This window comes from Mycobacterium hubeiense, assembly GCF_002838065.1.
In the GTDB taxonomy this organism is placed as follows: domain Bacteria; phylum Actinomycetota; class Actinomycetes; order Mycobacteriales; family Mycobacteriaceae; genus Mycobacterium; species Mycobacterium hubeiense.
Window position 1 is genome coordinate 26,753 of the sequence record NZ_PIZU01000018.1, and the last position, 23,211, is coordinate 49,963.

The window sequence follows — 23,211 nt, forward strand, 5'->3', positions numbered from 1 at the left end:
GTGACTCGACGTCGTCTGCCGCGGCCGCGTGAACTGGCCCCGCTGCTGGGATTTCGCAGACCGCAATTCGACCGCACCGCGCGGCGCCTGGCCAACGCCCTCACCATCGAGGATCTGAGGCGGATTGCCAAGCGGCGCACACCGAAAGCGGCGTTCGACTACACCGACGGCGCCGCCGAGGACGAAATCTCGCTACTCCGGGCCCGACAGGCCTTCCGCGACATCGAGTTTCACCCGAGCGTCCTGCGCAACGTCACAAACGTGGATACCGGGTGGCATGTGCTCGGCGCGCAAGTGGCGCTGCCGTTCGGGATCGCGCCCACCGGCTTCACCCGGTTGATGCACACCGACGGCGAGGTAGCCGGCGCACACGTCGCGGCCCGGGTGGGTATCCCGTTCGCGTTGTCCACCTTGGGCACCAGTTCGATCGAAGACGTGAAGGCTGCAAACCCCCACGGCCGCAACTGGTTCCAGTTGTACATGTGGAAGGACCGGGACCGTTCGATGGCGTTGGTGGACCGCGCGGTGGCAGCCGGTTACGACGTGCTGCTGGTGACGGTGGACGTGCCCGTCGCCGGTGCGCGGCTGCGTGACACCCGCAACGGCATGTCGATTCCGCCCACGCTGACGCTGCGGACGGTGCTCGACGCCATTCCGCGTCCACGCTGGTGGTTCGACCTGCTGACCACCGAACCGCTGTCCTTCGCCTCGCTCGACCGATGGCCCGGCACCGTCGCCGAGTACCTGGACACCATGTTCGATCCGACCGTCACATTCGAGGATCTCGCGTGGATCAAACAGCAATGGCCAAACAAGCTGGTGGTCAAGGGCATTCAAACGCTCGACGACGCCAAGGCCGTCGTCGACCTCGGCGTGGACGGCATCGTGTTGTCCAACCACGGCGGTCGCCAGCTGGACCGGGCGCCGGTGCCGTTCCACCTATTACCGCGCGTGGCGCGCGAACTCGGCCGCGACACCGAGATTCTGCTGGACACCGGCATCATGTCCGGTGCGGACATCGTGGCCGCGATCGCGCTTGGAGCCCGCTTCACGATGGTCGGCCGGGCCTATCTCTACGGCCTGATGGCCGGCGGTGAGGCGGGCGTGGACCGGGCGATCGAAATCCTGTCCGGGCAGATCGTGCGCACGATGCGATTGTTGGGCGTCACCCGGCTCGAGGACCTCTCGCCGCGGCATGTGACACAACTGCACCGGCTCGTGCGCTGAGGCGTTCCCGCAGGTAACCCCGCGTCGATTTCGGGCTGAGTCGTAATCGTTAGCCAACCGCGACATGGCATGTGAGTGTTGATGCTGATGTGGCTGATGTGGCTCGTGTTGTATTACCCACGCACAGCGACGGCAATTGCTTGTGGCATGCAGAGATAGTCCGAGAAAGGTGGGTTGGTTGCCGTTATGAAGTTCTTCAGAAAGAGGCACGGCGCCTCCGGCGCAGCGTTGCTGCGCCGGCTGATGGTGGGTGTCCTGGCAGCGGTGACACTGCCCGGGCTGATCGGCTTCGCGGGGGGTTCGGCAACCGCGGGCGCGTTCTCCCGGCCAGGGCTGCCCGTGGAATACCTCGATGTCTTCTCCCAGTCGATGAACCGCAACATCCGGATTCAGTTCCAGGGCGGCGGACCGCACGCCGTCTATCTGCTCGACGGCCTGCGCGCGCAGGACGACTACAACGGGTGGGACATCAACACCCCTGCGTTCGAGTGGTACTACCAGTCGGGTCTGTCGGTGGTCATGCCGGTCGGCGGTATGTCGAGCTTCTACACCGATTGGTACCGGCCGTCGCAGGGCAATGGGCAGGACTACACCTACAAGTGGGAGACCTTCCTGACCCAGGAACTGCCGGCATGGCTGGAGGCCAACAAGGGTGTGTCGCAGAACGGCAATGCCGTCGTCGGCATTTCGATGGCCGGCAGCACCGCGCTGACCTACTCGATCTACTACCCGCAGAAATTCATCTACGCCGCGACGCTGTCGGGCTTCCTGAACCCCTCCGAGGGCTGGTGGCCGATGCTGATCGGGCTGGCGATGAACGATGCCGGCGGTTACAACGCGGAGAGCATGTGGGGCCCGTCGTCTGACCCGGCGTGGAAGCGCAACGACCCGATGGTCAACATCGGACAGTTGGTGGCCAACAACACCCGCATTTGGGTGTACTGCGGCACCGGCACTCCGTCGGAGCTCGACGCCGGCACCTCGGGCGGCAATCTGATGGCCGCGCAGTTCCTCGAAGGGTTCACGTTGCGCACCAACATCACCTTCCGCGACAACTACGTCGCTGCGGGTGGCACCAATGGGGTGTTCAACTTCCCGCCGAACGGAACGCACAGCTGGGGCTACTGGGGTCAGCAGCTGCAGCAGATGAAGCCCGACATCCAGCGGGTGCTGGGGGCGCAAGCGTCCGCCTAGAGATCCACCCACAACCAGGGAGCCTGCCGTTATCCCCCCGACGGCAGGCTCCCTGCATTTGTGCGATTTCGGCGCATCTGGTCGCGGTGAGCGCAACCAAATGCGCCGAAATCGCTGGCGGCGAACAAGCCCGGGAACAAACCGGCCACCGCCAAGGTTGAGCGCATCGGACTCAAACTTTGGAGGATTGATGGCGCAAGCCTTATCAGTGCCGGTGCTGTTTCTGTCGGATCCGATCGTGTTGCCCGGCATGGTGGTGCCGATCGAACTGGACGACGCCGCACGTGCCGCGGTCGATGCGGCGCGGGCCAGCGCGTCAGGAAAGCTGCTGATCGCCCCGCGCCTGGATGACCGCTACCCGTCGTATGGCGTGCTGGCCTCGATCGTGCAGGTCGGGCGGATCGCCGGAGCCCCTGGGCCGGCGACATTAGGCGCGGGTGGCAACGGAACCGCCGCGGTGGTACGCGGTGAAACTCGCGCGCACATCGGCGCCGGAGCCAGCGGTCCGGGCGCGGCGTTGTGGGTCTCGGTGGAGGAAGTGACGGAATCCGAGATCACCGACGAGACTCGCGCACTGGCCGCCGAGTACAAGAAGCTGCTGTTGGCCATGCTGCAGCGGCGCGAAGCCTGGCAGATCGTCGACGTCGTCAACAGGCTGACCGATCCGTCGACGTTGGCCGATACGGCGGGTTACGCGTCGTATCTGACCGACGTGCAGAAGCGCCAGCTGCTGGAGACACCCGACGTCGCCGAGCGGCTGCGCGTGCTGATCGACTGGACCAGCGACTACCTCGCCGAGGTGGAGGTCAACGACAAGATCGCCGAAGACGTCCGCGAGGGTATGGAGAAGCAGCAGAAGGAATTCTTGCTGCGCCAACAGCTCAACGCCATCCGCAAGGAACTCGGCGAGGGCGAAATTGACGGGTCCGATGACTACCGCGCCCGCATCGAGGCCGCCGACCTGCCCGAGAAGGTCCGCGAGGCGGCCCTGCGCGAGGTCGGCAAGCTGGAACGCGCCAGCGAGCAGAGCCCGGAGGGCGGCTGGATCCGCACCTGGCTCGACACCGTGCTGGACCTGCCGTGGAATGTCACCACCGAGGACTCGACGGATCTGACGGCCGCACGGGAGATCCTCGACGCCGACCACCACGGGCTGGAGGACGTCAAGGACCGCATCGTCGAGTATCTGGCGGTGCGGGCGCGCCGCGCCGAGCGCGGGCTGCAGGTGGTCGGCGGCCGCGGCTCCGGCGCGGTGATGGTGCTGGCCGGTCCGCCCGGCGTCGGTAAGACGTCGCTGGGCGAATCCGTCGCGCGGGCGCTGGGCCGCAAGTTCGTCCGCGTCGCACTGGGCGGCGTGCGTGACGAGGCCGAAATCCGTGGCCACCGCCGCACTTACGTCGGTGCGCTGCCCGGCCGCATCGTGCGGGCGATCGGCGAGGCGGGCTCGATGAACCCCGTCGTACTGCTCGACGAGATCGACAAGGTCGGCGCCGACTACCGCGGCGACCCCGCGGCGGCGCTGCTGGAGGTGCTCGACCCCGCGCAGAACCACACCTTCCGCGACCACTACCTGGACCTGGATCTGGACCTGTCCGATGTGGTGTTCCTGGCCACGGCCAACGTGATCGAGAACATCCCGTCGGCGCTGCTGGACCGGATGGAACTGGTGACCATCGACGGCTACACCGAAGACGACAAGGTGGCCATCGCCCGCGACTTCCTGCTGCCACGGCAGCGGGAGCGGGCCGCGCTGACCGCCGCCGACGTCACCGTCACCGAGGCCGCGCTGCGCAAGATCGCCGCGGACTACACCCGCGAGCCGGGGGTGCGGCAGTTCGAGCGGCTGCTGGCCAAGGCGCTGCGCAAGGTGACGACGAAACTGGCTGGGCAAGCCGGGCCGATCGTCATCGACGAGCCCGATCTCGTTGAATACCTTGGCCGTCCGCGGTTCCTGCCGGAATCGGCCGAACGCACGGCGGTGCCCGGTGTGGCGACCGGTTTGGCCGTCACGGGATTGGGCGGCGACGTGCTCTACATCGAGGCCAACGCCACCGATGGTGAGCCGGGTCTGCAGCTGACCGGTCAGCTGGGCGACGTGATGAAGGAGTCGGCGCAGATTGCGCTGTCCTACGTCCGCTCACACGCAGACGATCTCGGCATCGACCCGTCGGCCCTCGAGCGCCGGATCCATGTGCACGTGCCGGCCGGCGCGGTGCCCAAGGACGGGCCGTCGGCGGGCGTGACGATGGTGACCGCGCTGGTGTCGATGGCCACCGGGCGTCAGGTCCGCTCGGACGTCGGCATGACCGGCGAGGTGACGCTGAACGGTCGCGTGCTGCCGATCGGCGGGGTCAAGCAGAAGCTGCTGGCCGCCCAACGTGCCGGGCTGTCAACGGTTTTCATTCCGCAGCGCAACGAGCCGGACTTGGACGACGTGCCGGATGATGTGCTCGAATCGCTCGAGGTGAAGCCGATGACCGATGTCGCCGAGATCGTCGCGCAGGCGTTGGTGCCGGCCGAGCAGGCGGCGGCGGTCGCGGCCTAATTCGCGTTGATATTGCATTGAGGGTCGTTGATCCACCAGGATCACGACCCTCAGTGCAATCTCGAGCGGGTGAGCGATGGCATACGACGAGGACCTGGCCGACAGGATCCGTGAACTGGTCGCGTCCGAGCGCGGCGTCGACGAAAAGCGGATGTTCGGCGGGCTGGCCTTCCTGATCAACGGCAATATGGCGGTCGCGGCCAGCGGCCGGGGAGGTCTTCTGGTGCGTGTCCCCCGCGCCGATACCGCGAAGCTCACGCGCAGCGAGCACGTCGAGCCGATGGTGATGTCCGGTCGCGAGATGCGCGGCTGGCTGCACGTCGCACCTGACGGCGTCGCGACGAAACGCCAACTGCAGACCTGGGTGCGCCGCGGCGTGGACTACGCGAAGAGTTTGCCTCCCAAGTGAGTCGGGTACGCACAATCGCGTGGGCGGCGCGCCACAACGTGGTGATCTGATGATCCGGATCGGCACGTCGGGCTGGTCCTACGACCATTGGACCGACGTGCTGTATCCGCCGGGCACCGCGGTGTCGCGCCGGCTGGACCACTACGTCGCGGAGTTCGACACCGTCGAACTGAATGCCAGCTTCTATCGCTGGCCGCGCGACACCACCTTCACCGGATGGCGCCAACGCCTGCCGGACGGATTCACCATGTCGGTCAAGGCGCATCGGGGCCTGACGCATTACCGGCGGTTGCGCTCCCCGGAGCCGTGGGTGGAGCGGTTCAAGCGGTGCTGGACGGCGCTCGGGGACCGCCGCGAAGCGCTGCTGGTGCAGCTGCATCCCGACATGGAGCGCGACGACGAGCGGCTCGAATACTTCCTCGAATGCATGCCGGACTGGATTCCCGTCGCGATGGAACTGCGGCACCGGTCCTGGGACAACGACGCCGTTTACGCCATCCTCGAGCGCCACCACACCGCCTACGTGGTGATGAGCGGCCTCGGCCTGCCGTGCGTGCCGCGCGCCACCAGCGGGCTGGTGTACATCCGGATGCATGGGCCGGAACCGGCATCCAAATACACCGGCAACTATTCCGATGACGACTTGCGATGGTGGGCCGACCGGATTCTGCAGTGGCACGCAGAGAACCGGACGGTCGACGTGTACTTCAACAACGACCTCGGCGGCCATGCTGTGCGGAATGCCCGAAAGCTCAAGGAGCTTGTCGCGGCCGGAGTACCCTAAACGGGTATGACAACGTCGACCACATTCGTCATAGTCGGCGGTGGGCTGGCCGGCGCGAAGGCCGCCGAAGCATTGCGGGACAATGATTTTGACGGCCACGTCGTGTTGTTCGCCGCCGAAGACCATCTTCCGTATGAGCGACCGCCACTGTCCAAGGAATACCTGGCCGGCAAGAAGACGCTCGACGACTTCACCGTCGACCCGTCGGCCTGGTACCGCGATCACCATGTCGAACTTCAGCTCGGTACCGAGGTCTCGGCGATCGATCCCAAGGCGCACACGGTGTCGTTGCCCGACGACACCACCGTCGCCTACGACAAGCTGCTGCTGGCCACCGGCTCCGATCCGCGCCGCCTGCCGGTACCTGGCGCCGACGCGGCAGGTGTGCACTACCTGCGCACCATCGACGATGCCGCGGCATTGAATTCGGCCCTGACAGAAGGCTCTTCGCTGGCGATCGTCGGCGCAGGCTGGATCGGTCTCGAAGTCGCGGCGGGGGGCCGCGAGCGCGGCGTGAACGTCACCGTCGTCGAGATGGCCGAGGTGCCGCTGATGGGTGCACTGGGCCGGGAGGTCGGCGAGGTGTTCGCCAAACTCCATCGCGACCACGGCGTCGACCTGCGGCTCGGGGCATCTGTGCAGGAGATCACCACAGCGAACGGCTGGGCCACCGGGTTGAGGCTCGGCGACGGCTCCACCGTCGACGCCGACGCGGTCCTGGTGGCCGTCGGCGCCGCGCCCAACACGGCGCTCGCCGAGCGGGCCGGCCTGGCGATGGGCGACGGCGGGGTGCTTGTCGATCCGTCGCTGCGCACCAGCGATCCCGACATCTTCGCCGTCGGCGACATCGCGGCCGCCGAGCATCCGCTGTTCGGTACCCGTATCCGCACCGAGCACTGGGCCAATGCGCTCAAGCAGCCGGCGGTCGCGGCGGCGACGATGCTCGGTAAGAAGGCCGAATACGCCGAGCTGCCTTACTTTTTCACCGACCAATATGACCTGGGCATGGAGTACGCCGGGTACGCACCCAAGTATTCGCGGGTGGTGTTCCGCGGCGACGTCGACGGCCGCGAGTTCGTCACGTTCTGGCTCGACGACGACAACCGGGTGCTGGCCGGAATGAATGTCAACGTCTGGGATGTGCTCGACGACGTCAAGGCGATCATCCGGTCTCGCACACCGGTGGACCCCGACCGACTTGCAGACCCGCAACAGGCGCTGGGTGAGCTGACCCCGAGTTGATCGGCGCTGTCGCGTTCCGGCAGTCTGGGCCCGATGGACGGGTTACGTCGCACCTTGATACTCGCCGCGGTGATATCGGTCGCGGCGGGTTGCACGTCCGGACACATCGTCAACACCGGCGAGAAGCCGCCGCCGGCCAAAGGGGACGCGCCGGCGCCGGTGACCACGCCGGCCAGCAACGTTCACCTGGTCGACGCCTTTGACTACGCGGCGCACGTCGACGGACAGACGGCGTACTACTTCACCACGCCCAGTGGTCGGTGGCGCTGCGCGATCGTGCCGCGGGTGAAGGCCGGCTGCCAGTCCGCGAGCGGTTCGATGCTGGGTATCGCAGGCGCACCCGACTCGGTCACCGGCGCGTCAGGTGAGACCACAACGCCGAACGCCATTCTGGTCGACCGTGACGGCGACCCGCGCTTCGCCGCATTGGAGGAACCAGAGTTCTGGCTGGATTCCGGCCCGGCGAATGCCCTGCCGTTCAACAAGGTGCTGGCCGCAGCCGGGTTCCGCTGCAACGTGCAGGAGGCCACGGGTGTGTCGTGCACCAGTGAGTCGACACGCAAGGGCTTCACCTTCTCCGCCGAGGGAGTCACCTGGGCCTACACCGACGTGCCCGCATAGTCGGCTATTGCAGGCTGGCGGTTCCATCGGCATGCACGGCCACCTTGGCCCCGGCAATGTCCTCGGCGACGGTGGCGGCGGCGTCGGCCTGCGACGTGATGACGGCGAGGGTGCGGGAGTCCTCTGGGGTCCGCACCGCCAGAAAGGCCTTCTCGGGCACGCCGTCGCGGGTGAACGGCGTGGTCCACGCTTCGACGGTGCCGACGCCAGACCATTCCACCGCCGCGGCGCGGGTGGGTTCGCGGTCAACCTCGGATTGGACGTCTTCCCAACGGAATTCGTGCGTCGGCGGCTCGGTGCCGTACACCCCGAAGCTGTGCTTGGTGAGATAGCCGCCGTTGGCGGTGATCAAGCCGAGTCGACCCGGGTTCGCGGTCAGCTGCTCGGCCATCGTCGCGAGCGAATGAGTCACGTAGTTGTTCCACGGGCCGCCCGCGAACGTCAGACCGCCGGTGACGGTCAGCGGCCGGCGCGAGTCGCCGATCGGCAAACCCAATTCGCGGGCGGCCACCTGCACAGCGGACGGGAAGCAGGAGTAGATGTCGATCAGGGCGATGTCGTCGAGGCTCGCGTTCGCCAGCTCCAGCACCCGCCGCCCACCGATGCGGATCGCCGGCGAGGTGTAGAACTCCGCGCGCTCGCCGATCGCATAGGTATCATGCGCATCCGTACCTGCATATGGGAAAACCCAACGCTCCGAAGGGATTTGGAGATACATCGCCTTCTCCGCGGACGCCAGGATCAGGGCCGCACCCTGATTCACCATGTTGTTGGAGTTCATCAGCTTGGTGTACGGCCAGCTGATCATCCGGTTGTCGGGGCCGGGTTGCCATATCTCGTCGGCGGACACCGCGTCGCGGCTCCAGGCGTGCGGGTTGTCCGCTGCCACTGCGCTGAACCCCGACCACAGGTTGCCGATGCGGCGGCGGTGCTCCTGCGTCGACTCCCCCGCCGCGGTACGCAGCGCCTGCTCGAACATCGGGTACACGTAGGCGGGCCGGTCCAGTTTGATCCGGATTTCGGCGTCGCCGGCCATCGGTACCGGGTCCTCGGCGCTCTCGGCGAACGCAACCGAGTCGTCCTGACTCGTCCAGTCGGGTTTGGTGCCGCGTGCCCGCAGCCGGGTTCGGGTGCGCCAGGCTTCCGCCCCGGCGATCAGCACGACATCGACGCGGCCCGCCTGGATGTCCAGACACGCTTGGTTGACCAACGTCTGCGGCACGTTGCCGCCGATGCCGCTGTAGCGGGTGTCCGCAGCGTCGGCGCGGATCCGCTGCGCAAGCAGCAGGCCGGGGTCGCGGTAGCGCCACGACAACAGATTGACGATGCGTACCGACTCGACGGCTTCGAGCACCCGCGGGTCGGCCGCGGCGCGAGCCGCCGCCTCCATCAGATCGACGGGTTCTACGCCGGGGTCGTCGTCGTACTGGTTCACCTGGCCGTGGCCGATCAGCACCGGCGTTCTGGGGTCGACGGGCATTGCGCGCACCTTCCTCGTTCGCGCGTCATGAGGGTCCTTGGTGAGTAAACAGCACGCCGTCGGCGATGAGGCCATCGATGTCCTCGGTGGACAGCCCCAGCACCTTGTCGCAGATCTCGCGGGTGTGTTCGCCGGGCATCGGCGCCGGTCTCAACTCGGCACGCGGGATGTGGCGGTACGGCACCGGGGCGGTCTCGGTGGGCATCGGCGCGTCGAACAGCGGATGCTCCATGTCCGTGTACACCTTCCGGAACACCACCTGCGGGTCGGCCAGTACATCGACCGCGCGATTCATTGGGGCGGCGGGCACACCTGCGCGCTGCAGGGTTTCGGCGACCTCGGTCTTGTCACGGGCCGCCGTCCACTCGGCCGGCGCCGCCGACCCGATCACTTCGGCCAGCGCACGACGGTCGGCCTCGGATCGCACTGACACGACGCACCATTCGTCCTCACCGGCGCACGGGTACACACCGTGCGCGCTGCTGTTGTCGGTCACCGGAAGAGGGACGCCGCGCGCGGCCTCGGTGACATAGGCGACGGCGAGCTGGTTGACCGCGGCTTCGGCCTGCGAGATGTGCACCTGCGCACCGGATCCGGTGTAATGGCGGTGGATCAGTGCGGCCAACGCCGCGATCGCGGTGAGCCTGGCCGAGACGTGGTCGGGGAAGACGGTGGTGGCGTCGTAAAAGTTGCCGTCGTCCGCCCATAGCCGGGTGACTCCGGTGGCGGCACGGACCAGCGGGCCATAACCCATCCGCCCGCTCCACGGTCCGGTGGCGCCGTAGGCGCTGCTTTCGGCGAGCACGATGTGCGGATTGAGCGTGCGCAGCTTCTCATACGAAAAGCCCAGTGATGCAAGGGTTCCCGGTTTGAAGTTGGCGAAGACGGCGTCGGCTCCCGACACCAGTCGGGCGAACAGATCGGCACCGGCCCGCGGGCGCAAATCCAGCCCGAGCGCGTATTCATTGCGGTGTGTCAGGGCCCAGGACCGGCTCATCACCGCCCCCGGAGGCGTCTGGCGCAGTCCGTCGGGATAGGCGGCGCTTTCCACCTTGATGACCTCAGCGCCGAGGTCGGCGAAGAGCCGGCCCAATTCACCCCCGGCCACGATCACGCCGAGATCGATGATTCGCAGGCCCTCGAACGGGCGCCGCGGGCCCGTCACGTCGGCGGCCAGGTGTTCGGATCGCGGTGTGAGCCAGACCGGTTCGTCCGCGCCGACACCAGGGGCGGGCCGTACGATGCCGGCATGGCGTCCGTCCACGACGAACGGGCCCGTCGGCGCCACGGCGCGGGTCCCCGGCGCAAGGTCGATGTCGGTCAATGCGCCGACGGCGCGAAAGTGCCCGGTGGTCAACGCTTCTGCGGGACTGAGTACCGGGGCGATGGGAACGCCGCGGGCCTGCCCCTCGGCGACCAGTTCGTCCCGGCTTCTCGATGCGCACAGCTCGGCCAGGAGTTCGTTGAGTTCGTGTGACGCGGCGTAACGCGCGGCGATGGTGTCGTATTTGGGGTCGCGGAACTGTTCCGGATCGCCGAGCCACACCCGCATTCCGCGCCATTGCCGAGCCGAGAGCAGACAGATCCGGACGAATCCGTCTCGACAGGCGAAGATCGGATAGATCTGCTGATTGCGGGGCCGCCCGCGCCACAGTTCGTTGGCCCGCTTGAAGCCCACCGCGGCCTGGCCCTCCGAGCCGAACGGCGGATCGAGTCCAAGCAGGACCGCTTCGAGGCGGGAGAAGTCGAGGTAATCGCCTTGGCCGCAGCGCAATCGGTGATAGTACGCCACCAGGGTGGCCCATGCCGCCTGCACCGCCGCGGTGCCCGACGCGAGGCCCTCCGGTGGCAGCACCGGCCGGCCGGTGGTCGGACCCGACCGGGACAAGGCGGTCGACAGCGCATAGAGCACGGCGTCGGTGGCCTGCCACGCCGCGCGGGGACCCGTGCTGCCGAAATCGGTGACCGACAACACCACCAGTTGGCCGAACCGCTGCGACAGTTCCGCACACGACACCCCGAACGCGACGGCGTGGCCGGGAATACCGCTGTCGACGACGACGTCGGCGGTACCGGCAAGATCGACAAACCGTTGCCGGTCAGCAGATTTCGCCGGATCCAGCACTGCGGCACGCTTGTTGGCGTTGTGCACGGCAAAGGAGACGCTCACACCGGCGACGGCGGGCAACGCATCCCGCGCCGCGCTGCCGCCGGGCGGTTCGATCTTGAGCACGTCAGCGCCCAGATCGGCGAACAGCCGTGTCACCCCGTCGGATTCGGCGCCGCCCACATCCAGCACCCGCATCGAGGCGAGCGGCCCCTGCGTCTGATTCACTGCGCCAGCAGCCTTTCCACCCATTCCAGATGGGCGTCGGTTCCGGACACCACGAACATCAAATCCACGAAGACAGCGGGAAAGCCGTGGTCGGCGAGCGTCTCAATGGTGGCGGCAACCTGCTCGATTCCGATGCCTGCCGCGACATTGACACGGACGTAGGTGTGGATGGCCTGCGGGTCCCGCCCCGCCGCCCGGGCGGGCTCGTCGATGACGATGCGTTGCCACTTTAATGCGTCGACGTGGTGCACGACGGGGTTGGTGGTCCACAGCACCTCCAGCACGTCCAGCGCCTCATCGAGCTGGGCACCGCGCCGGCGGAACGGCGCGCCTGCCGTCTGATACTCCTCGGGCGACCAGCAGATGCCGAAGCCGGGCAGCAGCCGCCCGCCGCTGATCCCGGCGATGCTGGTCAGCTGGCGGGCCAGCTGCACGGGCGGATACCACGCGGCGACGAGCACATTGCTGCCCAGCTTGACCCGGGTGGTCGCGGTCGCGGCCACTGTCAGCGCGACGAACGGATCGAGGCTGGCGCGGAACTCCTCGCCGAACTGCGGCAGCGCGAATCCCGGCACGCCCGCCAGGCTAATGCTTAACCCCCCGGCATTCGGGTATAGACCTCACGCATTGTTCACCCATCAGGACCATGATGATCGAGATGACGACCGAGGCCCTATCCCCGACTCTGTCCGACGATGAACTCACTTTGATCGACAGGTACTGGCGCGCCGCCAACTATCTGTCCGTCGGACAGATCTATCTGCTGGACAACCCGTTGCTGCAGGAGCCGCTGGCGCCGGAGCACGTCAAGCCGCGACTGCTCGGACACTGGGGCACCACGCCGGGACTGAACCTGATCTACGCGCACCTCAATCGCATCATCTGCGACCGCGACGTCGACGTCATCTACATCACCGGACCCGGCCACGGCGGCCCGGGGCTGGTGGCCAACGCCTATCTGGAGGGCACCTACAGCGAGATCTATTCGGCCATTCCGCAGAACACCGAGGGCCTGCGAAAGCTGTTCCGCCAGTTCTCCTTTCCCGGCGGCATCCCCAGCCATGTGGCGTCTGAGACACCGGGTTCGATCCATGAGGGCGGTGAGCTCGGCTACGCGCTGGTGCACGCGTACGGCGCCGCGTTCGACAACCCGGAACTCGTGGTGGCCTGTGTGGTGGGCGACGGCGAGGCCGAGACCGGACCGTTGGCCGCGAGTTGGCACTCCAACAAGTTCCTCGACCCGGTCACCGACGGTGCGGTGCTGCCGATCCTGCATCTGAACGGTTACAAAATCGCCAATCCGACTGTGCTGTCGCGGATTCCGCAAGAAGAACTCGAATCGTTGATGTACGGCTACGGATACCGGCCGATCACCGTCGCCGGTGATGACGCGGCCAATGTGCATCAGCAGCTGGCGACCGCGCTGGACGAAGCCTTCGATCAGATTGCCGCGATCCAACGCGCCGCGCGGCTTGACCGCGAGGCCGGCCGACCGTTGTGGCCGATGATCATTGTGCGCACACCGAAGGGATGGACGGGCCCCAAGGAGGTCGACGGCAAGAAGGTGGAAGGCACCTGGCGCTCGCATCAGGTGCCACTGGCCGAAACGCGTACCAACCCCGAACACCTTGCCCAGCTTGAGGAGTGGCTGCGCAGCTACCGACCCGATGAACTGTTCGACGAGGCCGGCGCGGTGCGGCCCGAACTGCGACGACTTGCGCCCACCGGTGAGCGCCGGATGAGTGCCAACCCGCACGCCAACGGCGGACTGCTACTGCGGGAACTCGACCTGCCCGACTTCGCCGATTACGCCGTCGCCGTGGACAAACCGGCGACCGCGACCGCCGAGGCGACCAAGGTGCTGGGCACCTTCTTGCGAGATGTCATCGCCCGCAATCCCGATCGATTCCGTCTGATGGGTCCCGACGAGACGGCGTCGAACCGGCTATCGGCGGTGTATGACACGACCGACAAGGCCTGGCTGGCCGAGATCGAGGCCGACGACGAACACCTCGCCGCCGACGGCCGCGTCATGGAGGTGCTGTCCGAGCACCTCTGCCAGGGCTGGCTCGAAGGTTATCTGCTGACCGGCCGGCATGGGCTGTTCAACTGCTACGAGGCGTTCGTGCACATCGTCGACTCGATGCTCAACCAGCACGCCAAGTGGCTGTCCAGTAGCGCCCGGCTCGATTGGCGGCGGCCTATCGCGTCGTTGAACTACCTCCTCACATCGCATGTCTGGCGCCAGGACCACAATGGCGCATCGCATCAGGATCCGGGCTTCATCGATCACGTGGCCAACAAGCGGCCCGAGGTGGTGCGGGTGTACCTGCCGCCGGACGCCAACACGCTGCTGTCGGTGGCCGATCACTGCCTGCGCAGCCGCCACTACATCAATGTGATCGTCGCCGGCAAGCAGCCCGCACTGACCTACCTCGACGTGGAGCAGGCGATCGCGCACTGCACGAGGGGCCTGGGCATCTGGGACTGGGCGAGCACCACAACCGGCGAGCCTGATGTCGTGCTGGGCTGTGCCGGCGACATCCCGACGCTGGAAACCCTTGCCGCGGCCGACATTCTGCGCCGCGAACTGCCCGAGTTGGGGGTGCGGGTGGTCAACGTCGTCGACATCATGCGGCTACAACCCGACACCGAACACCCGCACGGGCTGTCCGACCGCGAGTTCGACGCGCTGTTCACCACCGACAAGCCGGTGATCTTCGCCTATCACGGCTACCCGTGGCTGATCCATCGACTCGCCTACCGCCGTACCAACCATGCGCACATGCATGTTCGTGGATTCAAAGAACGAGGCACGACGACCACACCGTTCGACATGGTGATGCTCAACGACCTCGACCGGTTCCACCTCGTCATAGATGTCATCGACCGGGTCGACGGCCTGGCCGGACAGGCCGCGTCGCTACGCCAGCGGATGACCGACGCCCGGCTGGCGGCGCGGCGCTACACCCGCGAGCACGGCGAGGACGACCCGGTCATCGCCGACTGGACGTGGGACCACGACTACCGGCCGGCCAGCAAACTGTGACCAACTCCTCCGACCATGACGGCCAGCTCACCGGTATCATTACCGCAAATGTCTGATGTCGCCGCGGTGGTGGAGCCGCATCCCCATCCGCTTGTCGGCCAGTTGTCCGCGTTGCATCATTTCCGCACCTACGTCGATATCGCGGTGGTCATCGTGGTGCTGGCGCTGACGAATCTCATCGCGCATTTCACCACGCCGTGGGCCAGCATCGCCACGGTTCCGGCGGCGGCCGTCGGGCTGCTTCTGCTCGTACGTGCACGCGGTCTGGGCTGGGCCGAACTGGGCCTGAGCCGCGAACACTGGAAGGCCGGTGCGGGCTATGCGCTGGCCGCGGTCGGCGTGGTCGGTGCGGTGATCGCGATCGGCGCGCTGCTGCCCTGGACGCGGCCGATGTTCATGAACAACAACTACGCGACCATCTCGGGCGCGTTGATCGCGTCGATGATCATCATTCCGCTGCAGACCGTGATCCCCGAGGAGTTGGCGTTTCGCGGCGTCCTTCAGGGCGCGCTGAACCGCGCCTGGGGGTTCCGCGGTGTCGCGGCCGCCGGTTCGTTGCTCTTCGGTCTCTGGCACATCGCCACCTCCCTGGGGCTGACCACCAGCAACGTCGGGTTCACCCGGGTGTTCGGCGGCGGGGTCGTGGGCACGATCGCCGGTGTGCTGCTCGCGGTGGTGGCCACCGCGGTCGCCGGTTTCATCTTTTCCTGGTTGCGGCGTCGCAGCGGCAGCCTGCTGGCGCCAATCGCGCTGCACTGGTCGCTCAACGGGCTCGGCGCGCTGGCGGCCGCCATGGTCTGGCACCTGTCGACCTGAGGCACGCGCCTACATCAACAAGACCGCCGCACCCGCGATGCGGCCCTCGCTGAGGTCGGTCAGCGCATCGTCGGCGCGTGCGAGCGGATACTGCGGTGTCGTCACCTCGATACGATGCTCTGCGGCGAAGGACAGGAACGCGCGGGCGTCCGCCCGGGTATTCGACGTCACCGAACGCAGTTGGCGTTCTTGGAACAGATGGCGCTGATAGTTCAATGCGGGGATGTCGCTGAGATGGATGCCCGCGATCGCAAGAGTGCCGCCGCGATCCAGCGCCTCGAGTGCTGGTAACACCAGATCACCCACGGGCGCGAAGAGGATCGCCGCGTCGAGCGGCGCCGGCGGCCGGTCGGTGGCGCCCTGCGCCGAGGCTGCGCCGAGGGCCAACGCGAGCTCGCGTGCCTGCTCCCCGCGGGTCATGACGTGGACCTCCGCCCCTTGTGCGATGGCCACCTGAGCGGTGATGTGTGCGCTGCCGCCAAATCCGTAGATGCCCAGTCGCCCGCCGGCGGGCAATTCGGCGCGCAACAGCGACCGGTAGCCGATGATGCCCGCGCACAACAGCGGCGCAAGCTCGGTATCGGAATAGCCGGACGGCAGCGGATGCGCGTAATCGGCGGGCACCGTGGCGAATTCGGCGTATCCACCGTCGGCGTCCCATCCGGTGTAGCGGGACTGCGGGCAGAGATTCTCGTGGCCACGCAGGCAGAACGCGCACTCGCCGCAGGTGTGGCGCAGCCAGGCGATGCCGACGCGGTTGCCGACGGAGAACTCTGCGCCGGCGTCTGGACCGGTCGCCACCACTTCCCCGACCACCTCGTGGCCGGGCGTGACGCCGGGCCGATGCACGGGTAAGTCGCCCTCGGCCACATGCAGATCGGTGCGGCAGACACCGCAGGCCAGCACTCTGACGAGCAGTTCGCCCGAATCCGGCTGCGGCACGGGGGTGTTGACGCGTTCCAGTGGGCGGGTGCGCATCGGACCGGGACGGCGCACCCGCCAAGCGGTCATCGTGCCGGCGTTCATCCTCTGCGGTGACTCCTGCCCGTCGCTGGCCACTCTGCAACGTCGTCGAGCGTAATCATTGCCCCTGCGGACCGTGACCGGCTAATCCGCGGTCACACAATCTGTGCCCAGCGGGTGTGCTTTCCGGGGCGATGCCAGGTGCGCTGATCAGCAGGTTTCGCTGACGGCAAAGTCAATTGCACACGCCGAGTGCTTGATTCGGCAAAGGTGGCGATCGAGCAAACGAAATCGTCTTTGTCGGCGCGTCGAAATACGGCTAGGCTTGCTAACAAGTGGCAACTCGCCGTGGGCGTGGCAGCTGCTTCGTCAGGGCGGCGCCGTCAGCCGTGGAGGTCGTGATGAGGAGCGCGGAATCACTGCTATACCAGTGTGAACCGTCGCCCCCCGACAGGGCGTGGCGCCTCGGTGGCCGTACGCGCGTGCGACCGAGATGCGACGGCTGGCAATCACCCGGAACCACAGATTCCACATCTGTCACTTCTGTAACAGGGCTTCGCCAGCAAACGATCGTCATGGCCGTCGCCCGCAAGGCGCGAGCGGCGGACCGAGCTTGCCGTGCCGGTGTAAGCCCCCGGCGCATCCACGGAGGAGAGAGAAGATGAAAACCCTTGCAGCACTTGCTATTAGCGCACTCGCCGCGGGCGGAATAGCTGTCGCTGCGGCCGCGCCGGCGAGCGCCGGGTGCCAAGGCGGCTGGACACCATGGGGCGGGGGCACCACCTGCGACGGGCCGATCGCCGGCGACGGCACCTTCCAGCGATGCGTCACCGCAGGCGCCATGGGCTTCGGCGGCACCAACTGTTACCTGCTCAACGTGAACAACCTCGCCGGCCAGGTGCCGTACGTCGGTCCGTAAGGCCTACGCCGGCGGGGGCATCATCTCCGGCGGCGCATCGGTCACCGGGACCGGAACACCGACCCCGGGCCGCGGCGGTGGCGCATTGGGATCTGCCGGCGGAGGCGGCGGCGCGTTCGGGTCCGGCGGCGGCGCAGCGGGCGGAGTCCATGGCCGGATCGAATTGGCCAGCGTGACGGCCGCGTCCTTGTCGACCGGGTTGTTGGCCGACCCCAACCACACGACGAACCACCGTTCCGGCGTGCGCTGGCCGCGCGGCGTACCGGGTGCGGTCGGCTCACCGACCACGCCCGCCCAGATCTGGCCATTGGGCTTGTTGGTGTCGGTGAACTTCACCTCGTAGTAGGAGGCGACGCCGGGCGCGCCGTTCGCGTTCAGTTCAACCGTCTCCTGGTTGATCCGGGTGCCCGGGAACGGCATGAAGAATTCACCCATATCGGACGCCAGGCGCGCGGCGGCCTTGCTGTTGTCGGCCTCGGCACCCGCGAACAACTTCAGGTCCAGGCGCCCGAGCAGGATGCTGGTGTCGCTGGGCGGCTCCGGAGTGCCCTGCGGCGGAATCTTGGTCAACAGCGCCTGCCCGTACGACAGCTGAGTGGCGTCGGAGACCTTCCAGCCCGCCGGCACCACGTAACTGAAGCCGCCGGCCGCGTTGTTCTCTCGGCCCGGCTCGGGCGCGGGCGGCGCCGCGTTCGGGTCGGCGGGCGGTGGTGCGGCGCCAGGCGGAGGTGGCGGTGCGTTCGGGTCCGCGGGTGGCGGCACAGCACCCGGCGGCGGGGGTGGCGGCGCGTTCGGGTCCGCCGGCGGCGGCGCGGGCAGGAAGGTGTTGCCCGGCGGGGGCGGCGGAGGCGGCTCGGGGTCGGCATGTGCCACCGTCGGCAAGGCCAGCGCCACTGCGGTGGCACCGGCCATCGCCGCGATAGCCAGCCTGTTCGAGATACCCCTGCGGTGTTCCGAATTCGCGTCCGGCTGCTCCATGGGGATGAAACTACCGTGTTACCGCCGTGACGCAAGTGTGAGTTGCTCTTAGAGTGTTCAATCGTGATGTTGCTGGGGCGCGAAAACCCGCTCCTCGCAAATGCATCCACCGATTGCTGGCACGACGGGGCCACCGCGCGCGTGCCGCGTGGGTCTACCGGTAAATCGTGACGTGGATCATTGCCGTTACGGCGCCGGATGCACCGCTACTTCCTGCGCTTTCACGGTGAAGAAGATTCGCTCGCCGGGTGCCAGCGCCAGCTCGGCGACGGAGCCCGCGGTGACATCCGCCGCCAGGCCGGGCGCGCCGTCGGGTTGTTCGTCGGTGCGGATCCGCACCGAGCGGCCTCGCGCGTCGAGCTCGGCGACGGTGACCTGAACAGTGTTTCGCGGGCTGCCGTGCGCAGGCTCGCGATACACCGCGACCGCGGCGGGCGGAAATATCGCCACCGCCGGCGCACCGACCGTCAGATCCTCGGCCGCGCGGCCGTGCCACGACGTACCCCAGTCGGTGGTGAGCACTCCGTCGGCGCCCGCCGTGCCGCTGACCAGGTTCACCCCCGCGAACCGCGCCCCGAAATGGCTGCGCGGTGCGGCCAATACCGTTGCTGTCGAACCAGTTTCGACGATGCGCCCAGAATCCAGGATCAGCACCCGGTCGGCGAGGGTGAGGACGTCGAGCAGGTCGTGGGTGACGATCACCGCCGAGCGGTGATCGCGGGTCAGCACCCGGCGCAGCACCTTGCGCATCGCGGTGGCGACGCCGACGTCCAACCCGGCCAGCGGCTCGTCGAGCAGCAAGACATCAGGTTCGGCGGCCAGCGCGCGGGCCAGCGCCACCCGTTGAGCCTGTCCCCCGGACAGCGCGCGCGGCATCCGGTCGGCGAGATCCCCGGCGTCGACCTCGGCCAGCCAACGTTGCGCCGACGCCCGCGAACTACGGGGCGAGAACGCGACATTGGCCGCGGCGCTCAGATGCGGGAACAGCAGCGAATCTTGCAGCAGCAGGCCGACGCGGCGGTCATGTGTCGGCACGTGCACCCCGGCGGAGGTGTCGGTCAACACTCGGTCGCCGGCCCGCACCACGCCCCGGTCGGGCTGGATCAGGCCCGCGATCACATGCAGCGCCGTGGACTTTCCTGCCCCGTTCGGCCCCAGCACGGCCAGCACCTCACCGGCCGCCAGCTCGAATTCCAGCTCTACTCCCCGACTTTCGACGACGGCGCTGAGCTGAACTGACGTCACGTTTGCCAGCCGTTCGCTTGCAGCCGACGGCTGCCCAACCCGAGCACCACCACGGCGGCCACCACGACGAGCACCAGTGATAGCGCCACCGCGGCGTCGGCGTCACTTTCGCGCTGCAGGTAGATCTCCAGTGGCAAGGTGCGGGTGACGCCCTCGCGAGAACCCGCGAACGTCAGCGTGGCGCCGAATTCGCCGAGCGCACGGGCGAACGCCAGCACCGCGCCGGAGAGCAGCCCGGGCGCCAACAGCGGCAGCGACACCCGCCACCACACCGTGGACGGCCGGGCGCCCAGCGTGGCCGCCACCACTTCGTAGTCGGTACCCGCGGTGCGTGCCGCCCCCTCCAACGCGATGACCAGAAACGGCAGCGACACGAACGTCTGCGCCAGCACCACCGCCGCCGTCGTGAACGCGATATTGATGCCTGCTGCGTCGAGGTACTGCCCCACCAGGCCGAGCCGGCCGAATGCGTACAGCAGCGCGATCCCGCCCACCACCGGCGGCAGCACCAGCGGCAACAGAATCAGCGGCCGAATAACCCGCACAATCCGCGACCGGCTGCGGGCCAGTACCAGCGCCATCGGCACGCCCAGCAGGACACACAGCACCGTGCTGGCCGCCGCTGTCTTCAGGCTCAGCGCCAACGCCGTGCGCGACGACGGGCTGGAGATCAAGGACCAGAACTGGGGCCAGTCGACCTTGGCGGCCACCGCGATCAGGGGAAGCACGACAAACACGGCGCCGACGGTCGCCGGCATGTAGATCCAGCGCGGTAACGGCGGTGCAGTGGTCAAGGTTTCCCGAAACCCGCGTCGGAGAGGATCCGCTGGTCGGATTCGCCGGTGACCGCGTCGACGAACTTCGCGGCCAACTCTGGATGTGCAGAATCCTTCAGGGCCGCGATCGGGTAGGTATTCACGGCACCGGCGGATTCGGGGAAGTTCACTGTCGCGACCTTGTCGCCGGCGCTGCGGGCGTCCGTGACGTACACCAGGCCCGCGTCGGCCTGCCCGCTCGTCACCTTGTTGAGCACATCGGTGACCGACGATTCCTCGCTGACCGGGTCGAGCCGGATACCGCTGCGCTCTTCGATGCGCTCCGCCGCCGATCCGCAGGGCACCGGCGCCGCGCACACCACGACCGTCACGCCCGGCTTGGTCAGGTCAGCGAAGGAGACGATCTCTTTCGGGTTGTCCGGCGCGGTCACGATCGTCAGGGTGTTGGTCGCGAAGCTCACTGGATCTGTGGCCAGCAGCCCCGCGTCGGCGGCTATGTTCATGTTCTTGGTGTCGGCGGATGCGAAGACGTCTGCGGTGGCGCCCTGCGTCAGCTGCGTGACCAAATCGGAGGAGCCGGCGAAGTTTAACTCAACCGATGTTCCGGGGTTGTCGTTCTCGAACTGTTCACCGATCTGGGTGAAGGTGTCCCGCAGCGACGCCGCGGCATAGACGGTGATCGATTCGCCGGACTCGTCATCGCGGGAACCGCACGCCGCCAGGCCCGCTACCAGCGTCGACAAGGCAACTGCAAGGGTCAGCATCCGAGGCACGGATCAAACCCTAGGTCACAAGTCTGTCGCCGTCGGGGAACGTCTGCGCGTCGGGTTTCGCGCTCTAGCTACCGTCCAGTAACATCGGTGTTTGATTCACGCCCGTTCAGCGTTGAACACGAGGGAGGTCACCGATGGAGGTGCTGGTCACCGGCGGCGACACCGACTTGGGCCGCACTGTCGCAGAAGGCTTTCGCGACGCCGGCCACAAGGTGGTGATCGCCGGCGCCCGCCGCGACGACCTCGAAGTCGCCGCCAAGGAACTCGACGTCGATTCGATCGTGTTCGACAACACCGACCCCGAAAGCCTCGAAGCGGCCCGCGGGCAGTTGCCATATCACCTCGACACCATCGTCAATGTCCCCGCCCCGCTGTGGGACGCCGGCGATCCGCGCACCTACACGCTGGCCGATCTGGCGTCGGCGTGGCGCCATGCGCTGGATGCCACGGTGCTCTCGGCGGTGCTGACGGTGGCGATCGCGGGCGATCATCTGCGCTCGGGCGGCACCATCATCAACGTCATTCCCGAGAGCCCGCGCGACGGCAGCGCCGAGGCCGCCATCAAAGCGGCGCTCTCGGATTGGACCGCCGGGCAGGCCGAGTACTTCGGCACCCGCGGCATCACCGTCAACGCGGTCGCGTCCGGCAAGAGCGCCGAGCCCGGCTACGACGGGCTCTCCAGCACTCCTCCGTCGGTGGCGGCCGAAATCGCCCGGCTCGCACTGTTTTTGAGCACACCGGCCGCGCGCCACATCACCGGCCAGACCATGCACGTCAGCCGCGGGGCATTGGCCAACTTCGGGTAGGGCTCGCGTTTGGGGCCTTGAAGGGAATGAATCCCCTCACCGGTTGTTACTAATTGATTGTGACAATCCGACTCGGACTCCAGATTCCCAACTTCTCCTACGGCACCGGCGTCGCGGAACTCTTTCCTACGGTGATCGCCCAGGCCCAAGAGGCCGACCAGGCGGGCTTCGACGCGGTCTTTTTGATGGACCACTTCTACCAACTGCCCATGCTGGGCAGCCCCGACCAGCCGATGCTCGAGGCCTACACCGCGCTGGGTGGGCTGGCCACCGCGACCGAACGCGTGCAACTCGGCACGCTGGTCACCGGCAACACGTACCGCAACCCGACGCTGCTGGCCAAGATCATCACCACCCTCGACGTGATGAGCCAGGGCCGCGCGATCCTGGGCATCGGCACCGGGTGGTTCGAGCTCGAGCATGATCAGCTCGGATTCGAGTTCGGCACCTTCACCGACCGGTTCAACAAGCTCTACGAAGCCCTCGACATCATCCTGCCGATGATCAAGGGCGAGCGGCCGACGGTGGACGGCAAGTACTATCGCACCAGGGAGGCGATGGCCGAACCGCGCTTGCGCGACCACATCCCGCTGATGATCGGCGGCAGCGGCGAGAAGAAGACCATCCCGCTGGCCGCCAAGCACTTCGACCACCTCAATGTGATCGCCGGCTTCGACGAGCTGCCCGGCAAGGTACGCGTGGTCAAACAGCGCTGCGAGGAAATCGATCGCGACCCCGCCACGCTGGAGACCAGCATGCTGGTCACCGCCATGGTCGACGAGAACGTCACCGAGGACGTCATCCCCGATGAGATGAAGCAGCGCATGGTCGTGGGCAGCGCCGGGCAGATCGCAGAGCAGATCAAGACGAAAGTTCTCGACGCGGGCATCGACGGCGTCATCGTCAATCTGCCGACCAGCGTCCAGGGCTACCAGCCGGGTCACATCACCGCGCTCGGCGAGGCGCTGCGGCCACTCGTGCGCGGTTAATCCCGTTTTCGGCGTGGCAAATGCCACAGCCGCCCCTGCCCCGACGGAAATACCGGGCGA

Annotated in this window: 20 protein-coding genes; 12 read left to right on the top strand and 8 right to left on the bottom strand. The window is 67.3% G+C overall.

All coding sequences use genetic code 11. From position 1 onward, the window contains the following. The 7 genes from CWS39_RS15290 (at window position 1) to CWS39_RS15320 (ending at window position 8,022) form a co-directional block, all read left to right on the top strand. Window positions 1–1,227, top strand: a complete 1,227-nt coding sequence (locus tag CWS39_RS15290) for an alpha-hydroxy acid oxidase (protein WP_102143840.1) — start codon at window positions 1–3, stop codon at window positions 1,225–1,227. A gap of 186 nt (window positions 1,228–1,413) precedes the next feature. Then, window positions 1,414–2,421: an esterase family protein gene (locus CWS39_RS15295; protein ID WP_102143777.1), complete on the top strand. Its 1,008-nt coding sequence runs from the start codon at window positions 1,414–1,416 to the stop codon at window positions 2,419–2,421. 190 nt (window positions 2,422–2,611) lie between these two features. After that, complete coding sequence (gene lon / locus CWS39_RS15300) at window positions 2,612–4,966, top strand: endopeptidase La (RefSeq protein ID WP_102143778.1); 2,355 nt, start codon at window positions 2,612–2,614, stop codon at window positions 4,964–4,966. 76 nt (window positions 4,967–5,042) lie between these two features. Continuing rightward, on the top strand, window positions 5,043–5,375 hold the full coding sequence (locus tag CWS39_RS15305; protein WP_102143779.1) for a TfoX/Sxy family protein: 333 nt from the start codon (window positions 5,043–5,045) through the stop codon (window positions 5,373–5,375). Between the two features lie 46 nt (window positions 5,376–5,421). Further along, window positions 5,422–6,159 carry a DUF72 domain-containing protein gene (locus CWS39_RS15310; RefSeq protein WP_199178138.1) on the top strand — a complete coding sequence of 246 codons (738 nt, stop codon included), beginning with the start codon at window positions 5,422–5,424 and terminating at the stop codon, window positions 6,157–6,159. A gap of 6 nt (window positions 6,160–6,165) precedes the next feature. Next, entirely contained in the window at window positions 6,166–7,401 is a 1,236-nt protein-coding gene (locus CWS39_RS15315) for an NAD(P)/FAD-dependent oxidoreductase (protein WP_102143780.1), read from the top strand. 33 nt (window positions 7,402–7,434) lie between these two features. Further along, window positions 7,435–8,022, top strand: a complete 588-nt coding sequence (locus CWS39_RS15320) for a hypothetical protein (RefSeq protein WP_102143781.1) — start codon at window positions 7,435–7,437, stop codon at window positions 8,020–8,022. Between the two features lie 4 nt (window positions 8,023–8,026). Here the strand turns inward: CWS39_RS15320 and CWS39_RS15325 are convergent, their stop codons facing one another. From CWS39_RS15325 to CWS39_RS15335, 3 genes are read right to left on the bottom strand one after another with little or no spacing between them, the layout of a single operon-like run. Further along, window positions 8,027–9,502 (bottom strand): acetyl-CoA acetyltransferase, encoded by a 1,476-nt coding sequence (locus CWS39_RS15325; RefSeq protein WP_102143782.1) that lies wholly within the window; start codon window positions 9,500–9,502, stop codon window positions 8,027–8,029. A 25-nt stretch (window positions 9,503–9,527) separates the two neighbouring features. After that, window positions 9,528–11,837, bottom strand: a complete 2,310-nt coding sequence (locus CWS39_RS15330; protein WP_431306133.1) for a CaiB/BaiF CoA transferase family protein — start codon at window positions 11,835–11,837, stop codon at window positions 9,528–9,530. Further along, a complete protein-coding gene (locus CWS39_RS15335; RefSeq protein WP_233213525.1) occupies window positions 11,834–12,412 on the bottom strand; it encodes an LLM class flavin-dependent oxidoreductase in 579 nt (192 codons plus the stop codon). The genes CWS39_RS15330 and CWS39_RS15335 overlap by 4 nt, the downstream gene beginning before the upstream one ends. An 83-nt stretch (window positions 12,413–12,495) precedes the next feature. Here CWS39_RS15335 and CWS39_RS15340 point away from each other — a divergent pair, with 83 nt between their 5' ends. Continuing rightward, window positions 12,496–14,886 carry a phosphoketolase family protein gene (locus CWS39_RS15340; protein ID WP_102143842.1) on the top strand — a complete coding sequence of 797 codons (2,391 nt, stop codon included), beginning with the start codon at window positions 12,496–12,498 and terminating at the stop codon, window positions 14,884–14,886. 48 nt (window positions 14,887–14,934) lie between these two features. Next, window positions 14,935–15,702, top strand: coding sequence for a CPBP family glutamic-type intramembrane protease (locus CWS39_RS15345; RefSeq protein WP_199178137.1), 768 nt, complete (start codon window positions 14,935–14,937; stop codon window positions 15,700–15,702). A 9-nt stretch (window positions 15,703–15,711) separates the two neighbouring features. On the opposite strand, the gene CWS39_RS15350 is transcribed toward CWS39_RS15345, so the two are convergent. Next, complete coding sequence (locus tag CWS39_RS15350; RefSeq protein ID WP_102143785.1) at window positions 15,712–16,728, bottom strand: zinc-binding alcohol dehydrogenase family protein; 1,017 nt, start codon at window positions 16,726–16,728, stop codon at window positions 15,712–15,714. Between the two features lie 598 nt (window positions 16,729–17,326). Between CWS39_RS15350 and CWS39_RS15355 the strand changes: the two genes are divergently transcribed. Next, entirely contained in the window at window positions 17,327–17,584 is a 258-nt protein-coding gene (locus CWS39_RS15355; protein WP_102143786.1) for a CDGP domain-containing protein, read from the top strand. Between the two features lie 3 nt (window positions 17,585–17,587). Here CWS39_RS15355 and CWS39_RS15360 read toward each other — a convergent pair whose 3' ends face one another. The 4 genes from CWS39_RS15360 to modA form a co-directional block, all read right to left on the bottom strand. Further along, window positions 17,588–18,562 (bottom strand): alanine and proline-rich secreted protein Apa, encoded by a 975-nt coding sequence (locus tag CWS39_RS15360; RefSeq protein WP_102143787.1) that lies wholly within the window; start codon window positions 18,560–18,562, stop codon window positions 17,588–17,590. Between the two features lie 186 nt (window positions 18,563–18,748). Next, the gene (locus CWS39_RS15365; RefSeq protein ID WP_102143788.1) at window positions 18,749–19,807 is read right to left on the bottom strand and encodes a sulfate/molybdate ABC transporter ATP-binding protein; all 1,059 of its coding nucleotides are present in this window, start codon (window positions 19,805–19,807) and stop codon (window positions 18,749–18,751) included. After that, window positions 19,804–20,565 carry an ABC transporter permease gene (locus tag CWS39_RS15370; RefSeq protein ID WP_102143789.1) on the bottom strand — a complete coding sequence of 254 codons (762 nt, stop codon included), beginning with the start codon at window positions 20,563–20,565 and terminating at the stop codon, window positions 19,804–19,806. Before CWS39_RS15370 ends, CWS39_RS15365 begins: the two co-directional genes overlap by 4 nt. A 32-nt stretch (window positions 20,566–20,597) precedes the next feature. Continuing rightward, entirely contained in the window at window positions 20,598–21,356 is a 759-nt protein-coding gene (gene modA / locus CWS39_RS15375) for a molybdate ABC transporter substrate-binding protein (protein ID WP_431306134.1), read from the bottom strand. Between the two features lie 134 nt (window positions 21,357–21,490). Here modA and CWS39_RS15380 point away from each other — a divergent pair, with 134 nt between their 5' ends. Continuing rightward, entirely contained in the window at window positions 21,491–22,162 is a 672-nt protein-coding gene (locus tag CWS39_RS15380) for an SDR family oxidoreductase (RefSeq protein WP_102143791.1), read from the top strand. A gap of 59 nt (window positions 22,163–22,221) precedes the next feature. Beyond that, complete coding sequence (locus tag CWS39_RS15385) at window positions 22,222–23,151, top strand: LLM class F420-dependent oxidoreductase (protein WP_102143792.1); 930 nt, start codon at window positions 22,222–22,224, stop codon at window positions 23,149–23,151. Window positions 23,152–23,211 lie beyond the last annotated feature (60 nt).

Excerpts from the sequence above, each read along its gene's own strand:
- CWS39_RS15355 (WP_102143786.1), top strand. The coding sequence starts at position 17,327 with ATGAAAACCCTTGCAGCACTTGCTATTAGCGCACTCGCCGCGGGCGGA.
- CWS39_RS15325 (WP_102143782.1), bottom strand. The coding sequence starts at position 9,502 with ATGCCCGTCGACCCCAGAACGCCGGTGCTGATCGGCCACGGCCAGGTG.
- CWS39_RS15315 (WP_102143780.1), top strand. The coding sequence starts at position 6,166 with ATGACAACGTCGACCACATTCGTCATAGTCGGCGGTGGGCTGGCCGGC.
- CWS39_RS15380 (WP_102143791.1), top strand. The coding sequence starts at position 21,491 with ATGGAGGTGCTGGTCACCGGCGGCGACACCGACTTGGGCCGCACTGTC.
- CWS39_RS15340 (WP_102143842.1), top strand. The coding sequence starts at position 12,496 with ATGACGACCGAGGCCCTATCCCCGACTCTGTCCGACGATGAACTCACT.
- CWS39_RS15370 (WP_102143789.1), bottom strand. The coding sequence starts at position 20,565 with ATGCCGGCGACCGTCGGCGCCGTGTTTGTCGTGCTTCCCCTGATCGCG.
- lon (WP_102143778.1), top strand. The coding sequence starts at position 2,612 with ATGGCGCAAGCCTTATCAGTGCCGGTGCTGTTTCTGTCGGATCCGATC.
- CWS39_RS15350 (WP_102143785.1), bottom strand. The coding sequence starts at position 16,728 with ATGAACGCCGGCACGATGACCGCTTGGCGGGTGCGCCGTCCCGGTCCG.
- CWS39_RS15320 (WP_102143781.1), top strand. The coding sequence starts at position 7,435 with ATGGACGGGTTACGTCGCACCTTGATACTCGCCGCGGTGATATCGGTC.
- CWS39_RS15305 (WP_102143779.1), top strand. The coding sequence starts at position 5,043 with ATGGCATACGACGAGGACCTGGCCGACAGGATCCGTGAACTGGTCGCG.
- CWS39_RS15295 (WP_102143777.1), top strand. The coding sequence starts at position 1,414 with ATGAAGTTCTTCAGAAAGAGGCACGGCGCCTCCGGCGCAGCGTTGCTG.
- CWS39_RS15360 (WP_102143787.1), bottom strand. The coding sequence starts at position 18,562 with ATGGAGCAGCCGGACGCGAATTCGGAACACCGCAGGGGTATCTCGAAC.
- CWS39_RS15345 (WP_199178137.1), top strand. The coding sequence starts at position 14,935 with ATGTCTGATGTCGCCGCGGTGGTGGAGCCGCATCCCCATCCGCTTGTC.